The sequence below is a fragment of the Acinetobacter apis genome, assembly GCF_900197575.1.
GTDB classification, from domain to species: domain Bacteria; phylum Pseudomonadota; class Gammaproteobacteria; order Pseudomonadales; family Moraxellaceae; genus Acinetobacter; species Acinetobacter apis.
In genome coordinates, this window is record NZ_FZLN01000002.1 from 58,961 (window position 1) to 80,220 (window position 21,260).

At 38.9% G+C, this 21,260-nt stretch carries 19 protein-coding genes; 10 read left to right on the forward strand and 9 right to left on the reverse strand.

The window, feature by feature from the left end; genetic code table 11:
- Positions 1-40: 40 nt before the first annotated feature.
- From CFY84_RS06830 to infA, 4 genes are all read left to right on the forward strand, one after another.
- On the forward strand, positions 41-1,354 hold the full coding sequence (locus CFY84_RS06830; protein WP_143218772.1) for a prolipoprotein diacylglyceryl transferase: 1,314 nt from the start codon (positions 41-43) through the stop codon (positions 1,352-1,354).
- Between the two features lie 49 nt (positions 1,355-1,403).
- Positions 1,404-2,384 carry an asparaginase domain-containing protein gene (locus CFY84_RS06835; RefSeq protein ID WP_088823479.1) on the forward strand — a complete coding sequence of 327 codons (981 nt, stop codon included), beginning with the start codon at positions 1,404-1,406 and terminating at the stop codon, positions 2,382-2,384.
- 7 nt (positions 2,385-2,391) lie between these two features.
- On the forward strand, positions 2,392-3,189 hold the full coding sequence (gene truA / locus CFY84_RS06840; RefSeq protein ID WP_088823720.1) for a tRNA pseudouridine(38-40) synthase TruA: 798 nt from the start codon (positions 2,392-2,394) through the stop codon (positions 3,187-3,189).
- A gap of 209 nt (positions 3,190-3,398) precedes the next feature.
- The gene (gene infA, locus CFY84_RS06845) at positions 3,399-3,620 is read left to right on the forward strand and encodes a translation initiation factor IF-1 (protein ID WP_004718087.1); all 222 of its coding nucleotides are present in this window, start codon (positions 3,399-3,401) and stop codon (positions 3,618-3,620) included.
- 109 nt (positions 3,621-3,729) lie between these two features.
- On the opposite strand, the gene leuB is transcribed toward infA, so the two are convergent.
- From leuB to leuC, 4 genes are all read right to left on the reverse strand, one after another.
- Positions 3,730-4,812 (reverse strand): 3-isopropylmalate dehydrogenase, encoded by a 1,083-nt coding sequence (leuB, locus tag CFY84_RS06850; protein WP_088823480.1) that lies wholly within the window; start codon positions 4,810-4,812, stop codon positions 3,730-3,732.
- 41 nt (positions 4,813-4,853) lie between these two features.
- Entirely contained in the window at positions 4,854-5,429 is a 576-nt protein-coding gene (locus CFY84_RS06855) for a hypothetical protein (RefSeq protein WP_088823481.1), read from the reverse strand.
- Positions 5,430-5,522: 93 nt separating this feature from the next.
- Positions 5,523-6,173, reverse strand: a complete 651-nt coding sequence (gene leuD / locus CFY84_RS06860; RefSeq protein WP_088823482.1) for a 3-isopropylmalate dehydratase small subunit — start codon at positions 6,171-6,173, stop codon at positions 5,523-5,525.
- A gap of 10 nt (positions 6,174-6,183) precedes the next feature.
- A complete protein-coding gene (gene leuC, locus CFY84_RS06865) occupies positions 6,184-7,602 on the reverse strand; it encodes a 3-isopropylmalate dehydratase large subunit (RefSeq protein WP_088823483.1) in 1,419 nt (472 codons plus the stop codon).
- 251 nt (positions 7,603-7,853) lie between these two features.
- Between leuC and CFY84_RS06870 the strand changes: the two genes are divergently transcribed.
- Positions 7,854-8,723 carry a LysR family transcriptional regulator gene (locus CFY84_RS06870; protein WP_088823484.1) on the forward strand — a complete coding sequence of 290 codons (870 nt, stop codon included), beginning with the start codon at positions 7,854-7,856 and terminating at the stop codon, positions 8,721-8,723.
- A gap of 21 nt (positions 8,724-8,744) precedes the next feature.
- Here the strand turns inward: CFY84_RS06870 and CFY84_RS06875 are convergent, their stop codons facing one another.
- Positions 8,745-9,395: an HAD family hydrolase gene (locus CFY84_RS06875; protein ID WP_088823485.1), complete on the reverse strand. Its 651-nt coding sequence runs from the start codon at positions 9,393-9,395 to the stop codon at positions 8,745-8,747.
- Positions 9,396-9,579: 184 nt separating this feature from the next.
- Here CFY84_RS06875 and CFY84_RS06880 point away from each other — a divergent pair, with 184 nt between their 5' ends.
- The 3 genes from CFY84_RS06880 (at position 9,580) to CFY84_RS06890 (ending at position 12,994) form a co-directional block, all read left to right on the forward strand.
- Entirely contained in the window at positions 9,580-10,053 is a 474-nt protein-coding gene (locus tag CFY84_RS06880) for an RNA pyrophosphohydrolase (RefSeq protein ID WP_088823486.1), read from the forward strand.
- Between the two features lie 81 nt (positions 10,054-10,134).
- On the forward strand, positions 10,135-12,429 hold the full coding sequence (gene ptsP, locus CFY84_RS06885; RefSeq protein ID WP_088823487.1) for a phosphoenolpyruvate--protein phosphotransferase: 2,295 nt from the start codon (positions 10,135-10,137) through the stop codon (positions 12,427-12,429).
- Positions 12,430-12,637: 208 nt separating this feature from the next.
- A complete protein-coding gene (locus CFY84_RS06890) occupies positions 12,638-12,994 on the forward strand; it encodes a hypothetical protein (RefSeq protein ID WP_088823488.1) in 357 nt (118 codons plus the stop codon).
- Between the two features lie 110 nt (positions 12,995-13,104).
- Here CFY84_RS06890 and katG read toward each other — a convergent pair whose 3' ends face one another.
- On the reverse strand, positions 13,105-15,300 hold the full coding sequence (gene katG / locus CFY84_RS06895; protein ID WP_088823489.1) for a catalase/peroxidase HPI: 2,196 nt from the start codon (positions 15,298-15,300) through the stop codon (positions 13,105-13,107).
- A gap of 370 nt (positions 15,301-15,670) precedes the next feature.
- On the opposite strand from katG, the gene CFY84_RS06900 reads away from it, so the two are divergent.
- The gene (locus CFY84_RS06900; protein ID WP_088823490.1) at positions 15,671-17,143 is read left to right on the forward strand and encodes a catalase; all 1,473 of its coding nucleotides are present in this window, start codon (positions 15,671-15,673) and stop codon (positions 17,141-17,143) included.
- Between the two features lie 39 nt (positions 17,144-17,182).
- Here the strand turns inward: CFY84_RS06900 and CFY84_RS06905 are convergent, their stop codons facing one another.
- Entirely contained in the window at positions 17,183-18,244 is a 1,062-nt protein-coding gene (locus tag CFY84_RS06905; protein WP_088823491.1) for an MBL fold metallo-hydrolase, read from the reverse strand.
- 314 nt (positions 18,245-18,558) lie between these two features.
- Here CFY84_RS06905 and CFY84_RS06910 point away from each other — a divergent pair, with 314 nt between their 5' ends.
- On the forward strand, positions 18,559-19,455 hold the full coding sequence (locus CFY84_RS06910) for a LysR substrate-binding domain-containing protein (RefSeq protein ID WP_088823492.1): 897 nt from the start codon (positions 18,559-18,561) through the stop codon (positions 19,453-19,455).
- An 11-nt stretch (positions 19,456-19,466) separates the two neighbouring features.
- On the opposite strand, the gene CFY84_RS06915 is transcribed toward CFY84_RS06910, so the two are convergent.
- Together CFY84_RS06915 and CFY84_RS06920 are read right to left on the reverse strand one after the other, a co-directional pair.
- Positions 19,467-20,129, reverse strand: a complete 663-nt coding sequence (locus CFY84_RS06915; protein WP_171289065.1) for an HAD-IIIA family hydrolase — start codon at positions 20,127-20,129, stop codon at positions 19,467-19,469.
- Positions 20,126-21,058, reverse strand: coding sequence for an RluA family pseudouridine synthase (locus tag CFY84_RS06920; protein ID WP_088823494.1), 933 nt, complete (start codon positions 21,056-21,058; stop codon positions 20,126-20,128). The genes CFY84_RS06915 and CFY84_RS06920 overlap by 4 nt, the downstream gene beginning before the upstream one ends.
- Between the last annotated feature and the right edge of the window lie 202 nt (positions 21,059-21,260).

Below are 21,260 nucleotides of genomic sequence, written 5' to 3' on the forward strand. Positions count from 1 at the left end.
TTTTTTTTATTTCACAACGCTTCTAGCGTGGGGTGCCCATATGTTGACTTACATCCTCCCTCTTGTACTTCTTTTGCTCATAGCCATTGTTGTGGTGATGAAAAAACGTGGTAATACGCAAAAACCTCAAAAAGGTAAAGCGAAAGAGGCTTCATCTTCTGCAGCAAAAGCTGAAGAAACTCAAGCTGTTGAAAAACAGCAAAAAGAAGATGCAGCAATTCAAAAGGAAAATGAAAAGCAATTTCAAACCATTCAAAGTTTGATGGCGCAAGAACAGTTTTATGATGCAGAAGCATTAATTAATCAATCTTTAAATCGTGATCACAAGCAAGGGCATTTATATTCGCTACTACTTGAGATTTATCAAAAGCAAGATAATCAATTGGCAATTAATCAAATTCTGAATGACTTACGTACATTACAGATGTTTGATACATTGCGTGAAATTGAAAATAAAATTGCAGCAAAAAAAGCAGCTGAAGAAAAAGAAGCTCAGCAAAAAGCAGTTCAAGCAGCAAAAGAAAAACAACAAGCTGAGAAAGAACAAGCTGAACGTAAACGTGCTCAAAAAGCAGCTGAACCTGCACCTGTAGTTGCGCCGGTCGTAGAGCAAACAGCGCCTGCTGAATCAAAACCTGATACTGAAAAATCAGTTGAAGAAACCTCAGCAAGTGAAAAACAAGCTGTTCAAGAGAAAACCACTGAACAAGAACGTTCGTCAAATTTTGAGCCTTTAGAGTTTCCATCAAGCTCGAATACGACGACTGCTTCAGAACTAGAATCACATTCGTCTTCTGAAAAACAAGCTGAGAAAGAAGCACCCGCAGCACAACAACATGATCAAGAACACGTGCTTGAATTTGAGTTTGATGCACCAAAAGCAGAAACCAAACCTCAAGCGCAACCAGCACCTGTTGCAGCTGAACCGAAAAAAGATGAACAAGACGCGCACTTTATTGATTTTGATTTCGGCGGTCAAAGCCAATCAGAGAAAAAAGATGCTGAAGTTGAACAACCTGTAAAAACTGAGACAACCAGCCATGGTCAAAGCTTTGAACTTCAATTTGACCAGCCTGCAGAAGCTGCACCAACAGCATCAGTAACGCCACCAGCTGAAAATGAAAAAGCAGATGAATCTCCTGCAATCACACCTGCAGAAACAGATCATTTGTTCTTAGCATTCCCAGAGTTGTCAGAAGTCAGTGAAAATGCACTCAATATTAAGCTTGCAAAGCAATATATTGATATGGGTGAATTTGCTCGTGCATCTGACTTATTAACTGATCCACATCAATCATTTACAGCAGAAGAGCAAACGGAAGTTGATCAATTGCTGAATAAAATTGCATCTTAATTTGACTCAACTTATGATGAAGATTATTTAACTGTATTCTTCATTTAGCATGTCAAACATTGCAATCATTTATATGGGCGGTACATTGGGCTGTGTGGGTTCTCCCCTCAGTCCTATGCCTGAAGCCCAGTTTATCCCCCATTTAAAATCAATTCTTACCCTACATAGCAATTTAGCTGTGGACTGCTTTGCAGCACCAGAAATTATTGACAGCAGTGCTTGCACTGCCAAATCATGGCTATTGCTCATTCAATTAATTCAAAACCTTCAAACACAGCATTATCAAAAGTTTATTATTATTCATGGTACAGACACTTTAAGTTATGCCAGTGCGGTTTTAGCACGATTTTTAAGTCATTCTTGCTGTGTGATTTTAACAGGTAGCCAACATCCTTTACTTGATGAAGCAGGACTGACAGTACGGCAAAATACGGATGCTTTAGACAACTTATTATTTACACTTCAAGAAATACAACAACAAATCTCTGGTGTGTATTTAAGCTTTGCCAATCGCCTTTATCATGCACGCAGCGTGATTAAATGCCATACCACGCAAAATCACGCCTTTGAAGGCATTTCTGCATATGCCCCACTTCTTGATCTTGCACTTAAACCAACTTTAGTTCATCAAGAGCATATAGAACAGGCACAACAACTTAAAATTTTTAATTTTATGCTCCAGCCACTTGAGCTGACATCATGTGAACAACTCTTAAAAAGTATCTTGTCTGATCCGCCACATTTTTTAATACTACAAGGGTTCGGAACAGGCAATGTGCCAGTCAACGCTAAAATCATTCATCAATTACAACAACTAAAACAGCAAGGTTGCTTAAGCGTTATTACAACACAAGTTACCTTTGGTGCAATTGATCAACGTTATGCAGTGAGTGCATGGATTAAAGATGCACAAATTATTGCCACACATACCTTAGGCCATGCGGATTTATATGCCAAAATACTGCAATTGTATTTACAATACCCCGATGTAAACCAATGGTATACACATTGGTTTGATGATCAAATCTGAGGTGATTATGCAGCGCTATGCGATTGGAATTGAGTTTTGTGGCACAAATTATCGTGGTTGGCAAACTCAACAAGCAGGCATTTTGAGTATTCAAGAGACGCTCGAACACAGTTTAAGTAAAGTTGCCAATCATCCTGTGGTTTTGCATGGTGCAGGACGTACCGATGCAGGTGTTCATGCCACAAATATGGTTGCTCATTTTGACAGTGCTTCAGAGCGTTCAGATTATGGCTGGATACGTGGCACCAACAGCCAACTCCCTGATGATATTTCTATTCAATGGATTCAACGCATGGACATGGCGTTTCATGCACGGTTTAAAGCGACAGCACGACGTTATCGGTATGTTATCTACCAAGCAGCACAAAAACCTGCATTATTATACCGACAAGTCACCCATGTTCGTCATCCTTTAGATATTAAAGCGATGCAACACGCTGCGCTTAAATTTGAAGGTACACATAATTTTGAAAGTTTTCGTGCTGCAGCATGTCAATCAAATCAGCCTGTACGCCATGTTAAACACTGCCGATTCACTGCGCATGGTCCTTTTTTGGTCTTAGATATTGAAGCAGATGGCTTTTTACATCATATGGTTAGAAATATTGTGGGCTGCTTATTGGATGTTGGTCAAGGTGTGCATGACATTGATCATATTGATCAGATCTTTGCGGCAGAAGATCGTAAAGCTGCAGGCATTACAGCCCCTGCCGATGGATTATATTTCATTCAAGCCACTTATCCTGAACATTTTCAACTACCACAAGTCATGCTCGGTCCGCAGTGGTTAAATTGGCCAAATTAATTGGACATGTAACCTTTAAAATGCATTTTAATTGCTCCAATATCAGTTTAAGAAAATGATTTACAGCCTCTTTATTTAAAGCCAAGCAATTTTTACAAGAACTGCCGATTTAGACGACAGCTATTTTCAGAACTAGGGTGCTTGATCTTGTGTTTTAAGTTTATTTTGTATATAATTTGCGCCTAATTATTTATTCTTTTAGGTAGGCTATGGCCAATAAAGAGGAACTGATCGAGTTCGAAGGCGTTGTCACCGAAACGCTTCCTAATACCATGTTCCGTGTTCGTTTAGAAAATGGGCATGAAGTCATTGCGCACATCTCAGGTAAAATGCGTAAGCACTACATTCGTATTTTAACTGGCGATAATGTAAAAGTAGAAATGACGCCTTATGACTTAACGAAAGGTCGTATTACTTATCGCGCACGCTAATCTATAGCGCAAGCGAGAAGCCACTTTACAGTGGCTTTTTTTCGTTTGATGCTTTTTAAAAACACCCATAAAAAAAGCTGGCCATGGCCAGCTTTTTTTATGTTTAAAATTAAGTATTCAATGCATTAACGATGGCTTGACCCATTTCTTCTGTACCCACTTGTGTTAAACCTTCAGCATAGATATCTGCTGTGCGTAAACCTAAGTCTAAAACATGCCCTACAGCATGCTCAATCGCGACTGCAGCTTGTTCTTCTTTAAAGCTATAACGTAACATCATTGCAACCGATAAAATGGTTGCCAATGGGTTTGCAATATTTTGTCCTGCAATATCAGGCGCTGAACCATGACATGGCTCATACATACCCTTGCCATGCTCGTCTAAAGATGCTGACGGCAACATGCCAATCGACCCTGTGAGCATCGCTGCTTCATCTGATAAAATATCACCAAACAAATTGCCTGTGACAATCACATCAAACTGTTTTGGTGCACGAACCAATTGCATTGCAGCATTATCAACATACATATGTGACAAAGCTACATCTTGATAGTCATTTTGATGAAGCTCAGTTACTGTTTGCTTCCAAAGCTCAGTCACTTCAAGCACATTGGCTTTATCAACTGAACATACTTTACTACCGCGTAATTTTGCTAACTCAAAAGCAACTTTAGCAATACGGCGAATTTCTGACTCTGAATATACATCCGTGTTATAGCCCTGCTTTTCGCCATTCTCAAGTTCACGTATACCACGAGGCTGACCAAAATAAATACCGCCTGTTAGCTCTCTCACAATCAAGATATCCAAGCCTGATACAATTTCTGGTTTTAAGCTAGATGCATCTGCCAACTGCGGATATAAAATTGCAGGACGTAAATTGGCAAATAAATTAAGTTCACTACGAATTTTTAATAGTCCACGTTCAGGGCGAATTGATCGTTCAATACCATCCCACTTTGGACCACCTACTGCACCCAATAAAATCGCATCTGCTTGTTTCGCTTGTGCGCTTGTTACATCAGGGTAAGGCTGACCATGTACATCAATCGCAGCACCACCAAGCAAACCATGCTCCCATGTTAAACCTAAGCTAAATTTTTGGTTAATGGTCGAAAGTACGCTTTCAGCAGCACGAATAATTTCAGGACCAATGCCGTCACCGGCTAAAATGAGAATATGTTTTGACATACAGCTTCCATGATCTGGTTAAATAATTGTTTCAATATAGCTTAGTTTTTTTGCTCTACAAACTCACCAAGCCCGGTTAGTACATTATAAGGTTTGCAAAAACGACGTACGACACGTTTCTCTTCCATGACTTTGACACATAAAGGGTCAGGAACAGCCGCATTTAATAGATTATTAGCACGCTTTACTCGGTCTCTATACATGGTGAATGTATAGGCTTTATTTGCTTTAAACGGGTGAATCACATGTATGGTTTCTGCACGGTCAATTGAAATTGGATAAAAACGAACCACAACTTCATATTGTTGAGCAGGCACCGTCAAATATAGTGCATTTGACTGTAAGGTTGAGCTTGCTTTTAACCGTACAAAACCCTTTTGAATCGCTTCATTGCTCACCAAATGCGTGGTATCACTGACCACAGGAACATTTCCAATTCGTTCAAATTCACAAGTATTGGTACCAGAACAAAATATCTTGACCGTTGCTTCTGCATTTGGTGTTAATGCTGCATATCGAATTTGTGCCGTTTTAATTGCATGTTGCGTATTTTGGCATGCGCTTAATCCAATAAGACACATGCCCACCAACACACTTTGACCAATAACCTTTTGCATAGATTTTATTCAACCTAGAAACAGTATGCCTTAAATAACAGACTGCATATTATCAAATAGTTGACATTATGTTCTATGTTTTGGTGATGATTATCAGCGTGAAAGCGTTTGAAAAATCCATGGCTTTGATTGTTTTATCCGTTCTTCATAGCTTTCAATCAAATCACTGTCTTGCAAAGTTAAACCAATATCGTCTAAACCATTCAATAAGCAGTGCTTTCTAAATGGATCAACATCAAAGGTAAATATTTGACCTGAAGCCAATCTGACTTCTTGCGATGCCAAATCTACAACCAATTGATAACCCTCTTCAGCCTGACACTCTTTAAAGATGGTATCGACTTCTTCTTCAGTTAAAATAACGGGTAACATGCCGTTTTTAAAGCTGTTGTTAAAGAAAATGTCGGCATAGCTTGGTGCAATCACTGTACGAAAACCATATTCGCTTAACGCCCAAGGCGCATGTTCACGACTTGAACCGCAACCAAAGTTTTTGCGTGTCACCAAAATAGTTGCACCTTGATAACGTGCTTGATTAAGCACAAAATCTGGGTTTTTAGGTCGAATGCTATTGTCTTGACCTGGGTAACCTTCATCTAAATAACGAAGCTCATCAAATAAATTGTCACCAAAGCCTGTTCGTTTAATTGATTTTAAAAATTGTTTTGGAATAATTAAGTCGGTATCTACATTGGCACGATCTAAAGGTGCAACAATACCGGTTTCAACTGTATAGGCTTGCATATTTTGACTCCTAAAAGGTTCGTACATCAACAAAATGACCTGCAATTGCAGCTGCTGCTGCCATCGCTGGACTCACTAAGTGTGTACGCCCACCATTTCCTTGACGACCTTCAAAATTACGGTTAGATGTTGATGCACAATGTTCACCTGACTGTAATTTATCTGCATTCATGGCAAGACACATTGAGCAGCCCGGCTCGCGCCATTCAAAACCTGCATCAATAAAGATTTGATCTAATCCTTCTTTTTCTGCTTGAGATTTGACTAAACCTGATCCTGGCACCACCATGGCTTGTTTAATACTAGCAGCAACTTTACGACCACGAACCACTTCAGCCGCAGCGCGAATATCTTCAATACGTGAATTGGTACATGAACCAATAAAGACTCGGTCTAAATGAATATCTTTAAGTGCTTGGCCTGCGGTTAAACCCATGTACTGATATGAGCGAATCCAATCATTACGTTGTACGTCATCTTTTGCTTGTTCTAATGTGGGTACAGCATGAGAGACTGGAATGACCATTTCAGGTGATGTACCCCAAGATACTTGTGGTTCAATCTCTTCACCTTTTAACACAACCACAGTATCAAAATGTGCATCTTCATCTGAATGCAACGTATTCCAATACTCAACCGCTTTGTTCCAAGCATCGCCTGTAGGTGCATACGGACGGTGTTCAACATACTCAATGGTTTTTTCATCGACAGCCACTAACCCAACACGTGCGCCTGCTTCAATGGCCATGTTACATACAGTCATCCGCCCTTCCATCGACATATCACGGAAAACTTGTCCGCCAAATTCAATGGCATGACCTGTCCCACCTGCTGTGCCAATTTGACCAATAATAGCCAACACCACATCTTTAGATGTCACACCTTGGCCAAGCTGTCCGTCAACACGTACCAACATGTTTTTCATTTTCTTTTGAACTAAACACTGTGTTGCAAGAACATGTTCAACTTCTGATGTACCAATACCATGTGCCAAACAACCAAATGCACCATGTGTTGCAGTATGCGAATCGCCACAAACCACCGTCATGCCAGGCAAAGTTAAACCTTGCTCAGGACCCACAACATGCACAATTCCTTGGCGAATATCATTGATTCCAAATTGAACCACATTGAAGGTTTTGCAGTTGTCATCTAATGTTTGAACTTGAATACGTGATGTTTTATCTTCAATGCCTGCAATTCCCTGATCACGTTCTTTTTTAGAAGTTGGTACATTATGGTCAGGTGTTGCAATATTGGCACTTAAACGCCATGGCTGACGGCCTGCAAGTGCAAGCCCCTCAAATGCTTGAGGAGAAGTTACTTCATGTAATAATTGACGATCAATATAAATTAAGCTCGAACCATCATCACGCTGTTTGACTAAATGGTCATCCCATAATTTGTCATATAAAGTCTTGCCTGCCATGTCGTTATACTCCATTGGACTGGGTGTATTTTTAAATTGGTCTCATTCGATTATATAACGAATGTATTATAAATCTAATTTATCATTTTTATATGTATGTAAACTTTTTGGAATACGTGTGGCAAACATACAAAAAAAAGAACTCAATTCTGTTTAAGTCAGTTAATATACGCGATACAGCGCAATTTTTAATAAGAAATGATTCAAAATACTAATATTACTAAAACGATTACATTAAAAGAGACGTTAATATGAATCTTGCAGCCTTTGAAGCATTTGTAAAAGTGATGGAAATGGGGTCAATTTCCTTGGCAGCAGATCAACTTTTTATTACTCAGCCCGCAGTTACCAAACGTATTCATAGCATTGAAGAGTATTTTAATGTCAGTTTATTTGAATCTGCTGGTCGTGGTATTCAGCCGACACCTGTCGCGCAAGAATTACTACCGAAAGTAAAAAGTTGGTTAAATGAATTGGGTGATATTCACCACAATTTAAGCCACCAACATCAAACTGTACAAGGGTCTCTCAAACTCGGCACCAGTCACCATATCGGTTTACACCATTTGCCATCGTATTTGAAAAACTATGTGCAAACTTACCCACAGGTGTCTTTAGATGTCAAATTTGTTGACTCAGAGCAAGCCCATGAACATGTGTTAAATGGTGATTTGTCAATTGCCTTTTTAACGCTCCCTCCCCACCTTGATGAGCGATTGTCGTATATTGCGATGTGGGAAGATCCATTGGTTTTTGTGGCAGCGCCTTTTCATCCTTTAGCAAAAATGAAAAATTTAACTTTAAGCCAATTGTTGCTACATACTGGCTTATTGCCTGCGGCAAAAACGTATACCAGTCAAATTACTTTAGCTGAATTTGAAAAACATGGTTTACGTCCTAAATTTAGTATGAGTACTAACCCGCTTGAGTCTATTCGCATGCTCACATCCATTGGTTTAGGGTGGTCAGTATTGCCAAAAACCCTGATTAATCAAGATTTAAAGCCACTAGATATTGATATCGAACTCAAACGAACATTAGGTATGGTTTGGCATCCTGGTCGTAGCCAATCTAAAGCTGCCGAAACACTCATTCAATTTGTCCAAGCAGGCAATATATAAATTGATGCTTGGACAAAGCGATTAAATTGACCAATCCACAATATCCCAACCTTTTGATGTCGCCAATTGCTGTAATCTTTCATCTGGATTAACAGCAGTTGCATGGCTTGCATAGTCAAGTAAAAAGCGGTCGTTATACGAATCAGAATAGGCCCAGCTTTCTTCAACAGTTCGCCCATCTAACCATTCATCTAAACGAATTAATTTGCCATTTTGGAAACTTGGTGTACCAAGAACTTTACCTGTGTATTTTCCATTAACCTGCTCTGCAGTTGTGGCAATCACATTAGTGACACCAAAAGCATGAAAAATAGGTGTAGTAATAAAATCATTGGTTGCAGTAATGCCTAGTATTTCATGTCCCAATGCTTGGTGATGCTGAACGGCTTCAAATCCTTTTGGACGTAATTGTGGACGTATCACATTTTCCATAAATTGCTGATGATATTCTGCAAGTGTGTTTTGATCATTTTCAACTAAAAACTCAAAAACAAACTCATTATAAGCAATCGAATCAAGTTGACCCTCTTGATAATCTTGATAAAACTGATCATTCATTTTTTTATGTCGAACCGTGTCAACTAAATTATGTTGGATTAAAAACTCACCCCATGCATGGTCTGAGTCAATATTTAAAAGCGTGTGATCTAAGTCAAATAAAGCCAGTTTCATGAAAGTTCTCGTTTAATTTGAAAAATAAAGAAAAAAAATGTAAATCAATCACCGCTAAAGGCAATAAATTCGTTAAGATCATAGCAATTTTTAACAATATTCTGCGGTCTTTTTTTAACGAAGGTCGAATATGAAAATATTCTAGAACGCAAGATCGCATGAGATAATAGATTAAGGTAGCCAAATGATCGACTCAGAAGGTTTCCGACCCAATGTCGGGATCATTTTGGCAAACGACAATGGACAAGTTTTATGGGCAAAACGCATTGGACACAATGCATGGCAATTTCCACAAGGCGGCATTCAGTATGGAGAAACACCTGAAGATGCGCTGTATCGAGAGTTACGTGAGGAGGTTGGTTTATTGCCTGAGCATGTGGAAATCATTGCTCAAACCAAAGGTTGGTTGCGTTATCGTTTGCCACACCGATACATTCGTTCAGGACCTGAACCCATTTGTATTGGTCAAAAACAAAAATGGTTTTTATTGAAGCTTAAAGCATCAACAAAACATATACAGCTCAATTTATCCAACCCGCCAGAGTTCGATCAATGGCAATGGGTAAGTTACTGGTATCCTTTAGGTCAAGTTGTGAATTTTAAAAGAGATGTTTATCGACGTGCCATGGTTGAACTCTCCATCCAACTCTCCTTTTGAATACGTTATCAATGGATCAAGACGGATTATACTGATCTGATCAATACCACCATGGCTTAACTAGCAAAGGAGTATGCATGAATGTCTAATATGCAATTAGATACATTAAGGCGCATTGTGCAGGAAATTAACGCATCCAATGGCCTCCATGAATCATTAGATATCATGGTGAAACAAGTATCTGAAGCAATGGATGTTGATGTATGTTCAATTTATTTGCTAGATGAGCGCAACCAATGCTATTTGCTCATGGCAAGCAAAGGATTAAATCCTGAATCTGTAGGAAATGTTTCATTACAGCTTGGTGAAGGCTTGGTGGGCTTGGTTGGACAACGCGAAGAAATTGTCAACCTTGAAAATGCATCTCAGCATGAGCGTTATGCTTATTTTCCTGAAACAGGAGAAGAGTTATATCATTCATTCTTAGGTGTCCCTGTCATGTACCGCCGTAAAGTAATGGGCGTTTTAGTGGTACAAAAAAGACAACCTCAAGACTTTAGCGAAGCTGCTGAATCTTTTTTAGTCACGTTGTGTGCCCAATTGTCGGGTGTGATTGCACATGCTCATGCTGTAGGCAGCAGTGATTTATTTCGTAAAGTTGCCAATTTATCCAATTACAAGACCTTTCAAGGGGTTGCAGGCTCTGGTGGCATTGCGCTTGGTCGTGCCATTATCTTGTATCCGCCTGCCGATTTATCAGCAGTGCCTGACCGTGAAGCAGAAGATATTAGTGAGCAGTTAGAGTTACTTGAACAAGCGATTGAATCTGTACGTGCTGAAATTCAATTACTTGATGAAAAGATGCAAAACTCACTCATGTCAGATGAACGCGCCCTCTTTAGTGTCTTTTTACGCATGCTTGATGAACATGCGTTGCCACTTGAAATCCAAGATGAAATTCGTGCAGGAAGTTGGGCACAAGGTGCCGTTAAACGTGTCATTGATAAACATATTGCGCATTTTGCCCAAATGGAAGATGACTATTTACGTGAACGAGTATCAGATTTAAAAGATTTAGGACGACGTATCTTAGCATGTTTACAAGAGGCAGACTCAAGCCATAAAGAACTTAGCTCAGACAGTATTATTGTTGGTGATGAAATCAGTACAGCAGCCCTTGTTGAATTACCTGTTGATAAAATTGCAGCCATTGTTACCAGTGAAGGTGCTGCCAATTCCCATATGGTCATTGTTGCACGTGCACTAGGTATTCCAACTGTAGTTGGCGTCACTGAATTACCTGTCAACACCCTTGATGATGTTGAAATGATTGTTGATGCCTATCAAGGCAAAGTGACCATCAATCCGCCGCGACGTTTACGCCAACGGTATAAAGAGATTCAAAAAGAAGAAGAACAAATTGCTAAAGATTTAAAGCAATATGAAACCAAAGATGCCATTACGCCAGATGGTACAGCGGTTCAATTGTTTGTGAATACAGGGCTCATGATCGATGTGGTTCGTGGCGTACAACGTGGCGCGAAAGGTGTTGGGCTATATCGCAGTGAAATTCCATTTATGCTGCGTGATCGTTTTCCAGGTGAAGAAGAACAGCGGGTTATTTACCGTCAGCAGTTGAGCCACTTTGCCAATAAACCTGTCATTATGCGAACATTAGATATTGGTGCTGATAAAGAGCTGCCTTATTTCACCATTGAAGAGACCAATTCAGCTTTAGGCTGGCGAGGTATTCGTTTTACGCTTGATCATCCTGAAATCTTTTCATCGCAAATTCGTGCCATGTTAAAAGCGAGTATTGGCTTAAACAATTTACATATCTTATTGCCGATGGTTACCAATGTCAGTGAAGTTGAAGAAGTTCTTTACTTACTTGAACGTGATTGGAATGCAGTGCAAGAAGAAGAACAGGTCAAAATCAATAAACCTAAAATTGGTATTATGATTGAAGTTCCAAGTGTATTATTTCAAATAGAAGAATTTTCTGAATTGGTCGATTTCTTCTCGGTTGGCTCCAATGACCTTATTCAATATTTATTGGCCGTAGACAGAAATAATGCCCATGTGTCGAGTGTCTACTCACACTTTCATCCTTCCATTTTGCGTGCGTTATCGCAGCTCAAAAAAGAATGTGAAAAATATAATAAACCCGTCAGCGTCTGTGGTGAAATGGCAGGCGACCCGCTTTCAGCGATTTTACTTATGGCGATGGGTTTTAGTACCCTATCTATGAGCTCAAGCAATATTTTACGGGTAAGAAAGGCAATTTGTCATATTCCAATGCAAGATGCTGAAAAACTGTTAGCCCATGTATTAAAACTCAATAATCCACTGCTGATTAAAAGCTGGCTTGAAAACCATTTTAAAAATAATGGCCTTGCTGATATGGTCAAAACGAATCGTTTAATTACAAGTTAAATAGATATTTAGTTGAGTCAAATTCAGAAACCGATGCTGAGGTCAGTAGCTTGAGCATGGTCAATATTTAGACTAATTACATCAAACACAGATGATATTAAACATAAACTACTTTTATTTAATAAATTATTAGAAAGTGAGATTTATAAAAACACATTTTTATATTTTATTATTTGAAACAATGTGAATAAACTTGGATGTTCATAAGGTGAAAGAGAAGTTTTTAGATGAGTTTTCATCTTTTTTATTTAAGTTAAACAACAATACAAATGAATGGTATTTATCTGATTTTATTGACGTCTCAATTAAACCACTCTCAGCAATGACTTCATTTGAACTTGTGTCTGAGGTTATGTCTATGATTATAGATTTGAATATTCATCGTGAAGATTGCTTTTATGATGCAATATACATTCTTAATGAATTATACCAACACGCAAACACGACAGAACGTCCCTCATTTTTGGTTGAAAATCCAAACTTTTTTACAAAACTAGTCGATCAAACGCATCATCAAGATACAGTTGAATTAGTCAAAAACACTGCCAAGCAATTTCATTTCTAGCATTTCACTTTATAAAAAATGATTAATTTATTGAAAAATTCGGATCTCAATTTTTAACATATCACACAACAATAAAAACCCCAGCTCGGCTGGGGTTTTTATTTATTCAATTATGCTTTGATATCAAAACGATCTGCATTCATGACTTTCGTCCATGCTGCAATAAAGTCTCGGGCAAATTTTTCTTTGTTGTCATACTGACCATACACTTCAGCATATGAACGAAGAATTGAATTTGAACCAAATACCAAGTCAACTCGTGTTGCTGTCCATTTCACAGCACCTGTTTCACGATCACGAATTTCGTATGAGTTTTTACCTGTTGGCTTCCATGTGTTATTCATGTCAGTTAAATGAATAAAGAAGTCATTGGTCAATACGCCTTCACGATCAGTGAATACCCCATGTTTGGTATTGCCATGGTTGGTACCAAGTACACGCATACCACCAATGAGTACTGTCATTTCAGGTGCAGTTAAACCAAGCAATTGAGCACGGTCAAGTAACATTTCTTCAGGCTGAACAACATAATCTGATTTGATCCAGTTACGGAAACCATCATGCTTTGGTTCAAGCTCTTGGAATGAGTATTCATCTGTTTGCTCTTGCAAAGCATCGCCACGACCAGGTGTAAATGGTGCATCAATATCAAAGCCTGCATCTTGTGCTGCTTTTTCTACAGCCGCTGTACCACCTAAAACAATCAAATCTGCAATGCTGACTTTCTTGTCTAATGATGCTTGAATTTCTTCAATTTTGGCCAAGACTTTCGCTAAACGCTCAGGCTCATTACCTGCCCAGTCTTTTTGTGGAGCTAAACGAATACGCGCACCATTGGCACCACCACGATAATCCGAACCACGATAAGTACGGGCGCTGTCCCATGCAGTATTAATTAATTCAGCTGAAGTTAAACCACTTTCAAGTAATTTAGCTTTTAATACCTGGATTTCAGCTTCACTTAATGTGTAATCCACAGCTGGAATCGGATCTTGCCAAATTAAATCTTCACTTGGGTAGGCTTCACCTAAATATCTTGATTTAGGCCCTAAATCACGGTGAGTCAGTTTATACCATGCACGTGCAAACACTTCAGAGAAGTAAGCTTGATCATGATAGAAGCGCTCAGAAATCTTACGATATTCTGGATCCATTTTAAGTGCCATATCCGCATCTGTCATAATTGGATTACGACGAACATTCGGGTTATGGGCATCAATTGGTTTGTCTTCTTCTTTAATATCAATTGGTTCCCACTGCGTTGCACCCGCTGGGCTTTTTCTCAATTCCCATTCATAAGTGAAAAGCAAGTAGAAAAACTCATTGTCCCATTTGGTTGGGTTTGTGGTCCAAGCACCTTCAATACCACTGACCATGGTGTTGGCGCCATTGCCTGTGCCTTCTGAATTATGCCAGCCAAGCCCTTGAAACTCGACATCAGCCGCTTCAGTATCTGCACCGATGTTATCACCACGACCATTACCATGTGCTTTACCGACAGTATGACCACCTGCAGTTAATGCCACAGTTTCTTCATCATTCATCGCCATGCGGTCAAATGTTGTACGCATGTCTTGTGCTGTTTTTAATGGATCAGATTTACCATCAACCCCTTCAGGATTGACATAAATTAAGCCCATTTGTACAGCAGCAAGTGGATTTTCAAGTGATGTTCTGTCTTGATCATCTTCATAACGGTTTTTGGTCACATCTAACCATTGGCGCTCTTCACCCCAATAAATGTCTTTTTCAGGATGCCAAATATCTTTACGACCACCTGCAAATCCATAGGTCTTTAAGCCTGCAACATCATAAGCCACAGTTCCTGCAAGTACGATTAAATCGCCCCATGAAATTTGATTACCATACTTTTGCTTAATTGGCCAAAGTAAACGACGTCCTTTATCTGTGTTAACATTATCAGGCCAACTATTTAACGGCGCAAAACGTTGATTACCTGTGTTCGCACCACCACGACCATCCTGCTTACGGTAAGTTCCTGCCAAATGCCATGCTGTACGCACAAACATCCCAATATAGCTGCCCCAATCTGCAGGCCACCATGCTTGACTGGTATTCATGAGTGCACGAATATCTTTTTTAACAGCATCTAAATCTAATGCATTAAATGCTTTTTCATAATCAAAGTCTGGATCCATTGGATTCGTTTTTTTATCATGCTGCGATAAAATGTCTAAGTTCAATGCATTCGGCCACCAATCTGTATTTGAGCTGGCTACATTGGTATTTGTCCCATTGTCATGAAAAGGACATTTCCCTACATTGGCTTGCGTATCGTTTGACATGTTCACACTCCCATTTTTAAATTTTTGCTATCAGCGAATCATCTATATTGACTAAACTAGACGCTTTGTCTTTAAATTGAAATCAGGATTTATGAATAAAAACAATAGTAAAAGCCAATCACCTTTTTTTGATGATTTCATTGGAACTTAACATGGCTACATTTGTTGGCAATTTATTACCAAGACTTGAAGGCAGTATGATTTATTGCTTCAATCAAACATGAACAACAATCAACGTTCTGTAACATACCACATACTATAATAGGGTTGCTCTTACGCATATCATGCGTAAAATTTAGACGATAAATATATAAATTCGAATTCTTATAACTAATTACAAGTAACAGCAAGCCCGTATCAGGAGTAAGCCATGAGTAAGTGCCCATATCATCAAACAACAACAGCGGGTTCACCAGTCGCTGATAATCAAAACAGCGTTACAGTCGGTCCAAGAGGCCCACTTTTAATTCAAGATTGGCAATTAATTGAAAAATTAGCACATCAAAACCGTGAAAGAATTCCAGAACGTACAGTACATGCCAAAGGTTGGGGTGCTTTTGGTACATTAACTATCACAAAAGATTTATCTGAATATACACGCGCTAAAGTTTTTCATGGTGTAAATAAACAGATTCCAATGCTTGCTCGTTTCTCAACTGTTGCTGGTGAACATGGTGCAGCAGATGCTGAGCGTGATGTTCGTGGTTTCTCTTTAAAGTTTTATACAGAAGAAGGTAACTGGGACTTGGTTGGTAACAATACACCCGTGTTCTTTGTCCGTGACCCATTAAAATTCCCTGACTTCATTCATACACAAAAACGCCATCCAAGAACAAACCTGCGTTCACCAACTGCAATGTGGGATTTTTGGTCATTGTCACCTGAAAGCTTACACCAAGTGACTATTTTAATGTCTGATCGTGGCTTACCAACTGATGTGCGTCATATCAATGGTTATGGCTCACATACATTCTCTTTTTGGAATGATAAAAACGAGCGTTTTTGGGTTAAATTCCATTTTAAAACACAGCAAGGCCATCGTCATTGGACCAATGAAGAATCATTCGAAAAAGTGGGTCAAAGCCGTGAAACCACACAAGAAGATCTATTCTACAGCATTGAAAATGGTGACTTCCCTCGTTGGACTCTTCAAGTTCAAATCATGCCTGAGCTTGATGCAGAAAAAACCTCTTACAACCCATTTGATTTAACCAAAGTATGGCCACATAGCGAATATCCGCCAATTGAAGTCGGCTTCTTTGAATTAAACCGCAATGCTGACAACTATTTTGCACAAATTGAACAAGCTGCATTCTCTCCATCAAATGTTGTACCAGGTATTGGTTTTTCTCCTGACCGCATGTTACAGGCGCGTATTTTCAGCTATGCAGATGCGCATCGTCATCGTTTAGGGACGCATTATGAAAATATTCCTGTGAATCGTCCACATGTGCCAGTACATACATATCACAAAGATGGTTTCATGAATATTCAAGAAGAATTTCCAAATCCTGATGCATATTATGAACCGAATTCATTTGGTGGCCCAGTACAAGCCCCTGAATTTAAAGAACCGCCTTTAAAGTTAAATCAAAGTGTAGTTGACCGTTTTGATCATCGTCAAGACGAAGGCAATAATGACTATATTCAAGTTACTGCATTATTTAATTTATTTGATGATGGTGAAAAATCTCGCCTATTTAACAACATTGCAGGTGCAATGGCAGGTGTACCAAAAGAAATTATTGAACGCCAATTAACACATTTTGGCCGTGTACATCCAGATTATGAAGCGGGTGTTCGTGCAGAATTAAAAGCAACAGGTCACAGCGATTACCAATAAATCGCTCTTATAAAAAAGCCCTCAATTTGAGGGCTTTTTTTATACAATCAGTTTTCGACCTTCATGAATACAATAAAATGGATTCATTAATTTAGATGCTTGAGAGATCGACTCTTCAAGCACTTCTTCTGGTGCTAAACGACCTTCATCTGTTAACTGAAAAGTTCGATAATGTAATGCCACAGAACGATGTGATTGTAAGTCCATATGCGCTTTTAAAGCATCATCTGGGTCCATATGCAGATACTTCATAATTTTTCGTGGTGCATAAGCACCAATCGGCAGTAAAGCCACCCTTGGAGCCCCAAATTTGGCATAAATTTCTTTGAAGTGTGGTGAGTAACCTGTATCACCTGCAAAATAAACATATTGCTCATCTTGCCGCACACAAAAGCCCCCCCACAATGCTGCATTTTGGTCTCGAATACCTCGCCCAGAACCATGCTGTGCTGGGGTATATACAATTTCAAAATCTTTGAACATGGCAGATTGCCACCAATCAAGTTCAATCACATTAAAATGATTTGGTAAATAATGTCCATTACCAAGACCTGTATAAATAGGCATTTTAAAGGCATCATCTAGCCATTCTAATGTGGCAATATCCATATGATCATAATGGTTATGACTGAGTAATACACCATGGATTTCTGGTAAGTTTTCTAAAGCAATCCCTGCAGGACAAACACGGCGTGGTCCAGTTCCAGGCCTTGGACCTGCATGATCAGACCACATCGGATCTGTCAAAAAGTTATACGGCCCTATCTGAATTAATACAGTGGCATGCCCTACAAACCAAACACGCCATTGTGGCTGATCACCTTCATTGGTATGTAAAGTGGTTGGAACTTCATGATCTTGTGCTAAAAAGTTTTTAAACTCCTGATCAATATCTACATTCCATGAATTGTTTTTACGACTCATCAGCCATTTTAAAATTTTGATTCTGCTGTGTTTAATATCTGGCGCATGCTCATTATGAAACCTCCCATTTCGAAAATGAGCAGATGTTTCAAAGGATTGATTTGCTTTTGTTAACGTATGAAACCATGTGTTTTTTACTGGAATTTCATAACTCAATCGCTTATTAGATGTTGTCATATGTTCTTCTTTTATTTCTTATCTGACTCAAGGCGAATCACGTTAGAATGGCTATCTATCTGTGTGTTAAAATGTATAGTACCATCAAGTTTTAAGATTTGTATTATGTATTTTATACAACTACATTTCTGCTACAACATTTATTTTTCAGATTTAAATGAAACAGTTAGTTTCTATTTGATCATCTCTTTTAAATTGTAAGTTTAAACCATACTCGGTAAAACTATAACCATATAAAATAAAACATAATTTAATATTAGGTACTTTAAGCTATACTAGCATTACCTAGTTTTCATCACCGTCGGACAGATATTATGGAACTACGTCACTTGCGATATTTTATAGCTGTCGCAGAAGAATTAAATTTCAGTAAAGCAGCACTTCGACTTTACACGGCTCAACCCTCGTTAAGCCAACAAATTAAAGACTTAGAAGAAGAAATTGGTGTAAAACTTTTTCATAGAACCAAACGTAAAGTTGAACTGACCGAAGAAGGTGCTGTGTTTTTAGAACAGGCGCGTCTCACCATTGCCCAAGCAGATCGTGCAGTTCATTTAACCCAACAAGCCCACTTATCCAAACAACGAATTTTAAAAATTGGATTCTTAACAGCAGCAGAGATTCGGATTTTTCCGACTATTTTGCCAAGTTTCCGTGTGCAATATCCACATTTTAAGATTGAATTTTCTTTGCTTGGTGATGCAGAACAGCATCAGGCATTAAAAAATGCTGAACTTGATATTATTTTTACACGTCAAAAAGTCAATCATAAAACCGTGGTTGATCAAGTGATTTTTAAAGATGAGTTGTCTTTAATCTTACCTAAAAATCACCCTTTGGCACAGCGTGAAACTATTCCACTTGAAGCATTAAAGACCTTGGATTTTATTATGCCAACGTCACCGACATTTTTAATCATGAATCAAGTGGTGCACGAGTTTACCCAAAGCCATCAGATCAATTTAAATGTGCAAAAATATGCAAAAACCATTATTGATAGTTTGACGTTAATTAATTCGGGTGAAGGCTGTTCAATTCTACCGAAATATGTCGATCCTTTTGGTAGCTTACCTAATGTGACTGTTCGACCTTTTGATGTTGAATTGCCAACTTTAGATATTGTAATGAGCTACCGTCAAGATGACACATCGACTGCATTAAAAAGCTTTTTAACTATGCTGAATTCAATTTTAGATCAGCATACTTTGTAGTGAATGAAAGATTAACGCTTCGTCTGAACATGTTGTATTAAATAGTCATGTAAATCTGTTAATGACTGTGCAATATATATAGGTTCATATGACATCAGTTCTTCTACAGCATGTACTCCATAACTGACGCCTATGCGCTTCATGCCGATACGCTGTGCCATCTCTAAATCATATGTGGTATCTCCCACCATCACAGCATGATTCACATCAATTCCTGTATGCTGAAGAATTTCTTCTAGCATGAGAGGATGGGGTTTAGATTTGGTTTCGCTTGCAGCACGGGTGACTGTAAACAGATCATGACTTGCTGTTGTGGTTAAAACACGGTCTAGTCCACGACGACTTTTACCTGTTGCAACCGCTAAAATAATGCCTTGCTGCTTTAAATCATGCAGCATTTCATGCACCCCCACAAACCACTGATCATGCGATGAATGTGCCACATAATGGGTGGCATAGCTCTCTAAAATGGCATCATGCAACTCAGGTACTTGAGGGAATAACGTCTGCATTACCTCAGGCAACCCAAGTCCAATAATATGCGCTGCATCTTCAGCCGTTAAAGGCTGTTGATGCTGTTGTGCAGCAAATTGTAAGCTATCTACAATCTGCCCTGCTGAATCAAATAATGTGCCATCCCAATCAAAGATGACCAACTTAATTGAAGACATTATTTCTCCTTTGCAAGTTGATTTAACACGTCTTGCATATCATCGGGAAGTGGTGCTTCAATCGCAGCATAACCCGGAATCTCTAACCGCATGGCATGCAAGCATAATCGTCTTGGTTTTGGACCTGAATAATTGACGTTATGACCATATTTATCATCGCCTAACAAAGGATGACCAATACTTAAACCATGAACACGGATTTGGTGAGTACGGCCAGATAACGGTGATGCATAAACAAGCGTTGCAGATTTAAAGCGCTGCTCAACCGTCCAAATGGTTTGACTCGATTTACCTTCTTTTGATACCGAAACACGGCGCTCGCCATTGGCAAGCTCATAACGTAATAACGGTGCATCAATTTTTTGTTGGTCTAACAAAACATTGCCTTTTACAATCGCAGCATAAGTTTTTTGAATATCATGCTGTCTTAATAACTCTTGTAAATGTTTTAATGTGCTACGTTTCTTACTAATCATCACAAGGCCTGATGTATCACGGTCAATACGATGAATCAATTCAAGGTATTTTTTGCCTGTAGCAGCACGCAAAGCTTCAATTAAGCCATAGGCAATACCACTGCCGCCATGTACAGCAATACCTGATGGCTTGTTCACCACCAACAACCCCTCATCCTCATACACAATACGGCTTAACAAACCTTGAGCCACGTGTTCACTCATAGGAATGTCTGTGTCTTGCTTTTGCTCATAACGAATGGGTGCTACACGAACTTGATCGCCCGATTGTAAGCGTGTCTCAGCTTTGACACGTTTTTTATTCACTCGGACTTGGCCTTCTCGAATCAAACGATAAATACGACTTTTAGGCACACCTTTTAAGCGTGACATTAAAAAATTATCAATTCTTTGATCGGCTTGATGTTCATTGACATCGAACCAAGTCACACTTTGCCATTGCTGATTGGAATTCATACAGCTGTTTCAACCTTAATTTGATAATTTTGAATAAAATATAAACACTCAGACTATTTATTTCACTATAAACAACCGTTCAACCCATAGGCAGATGCCTCAAGGTTTGCTATAGTCAGCGCACGGATACCCCCGTAAATGAGACCTTGCATTAAAAGCATTCTATCGTTTTAACCGATGAATCTTGCAAGTCATGCTCTCA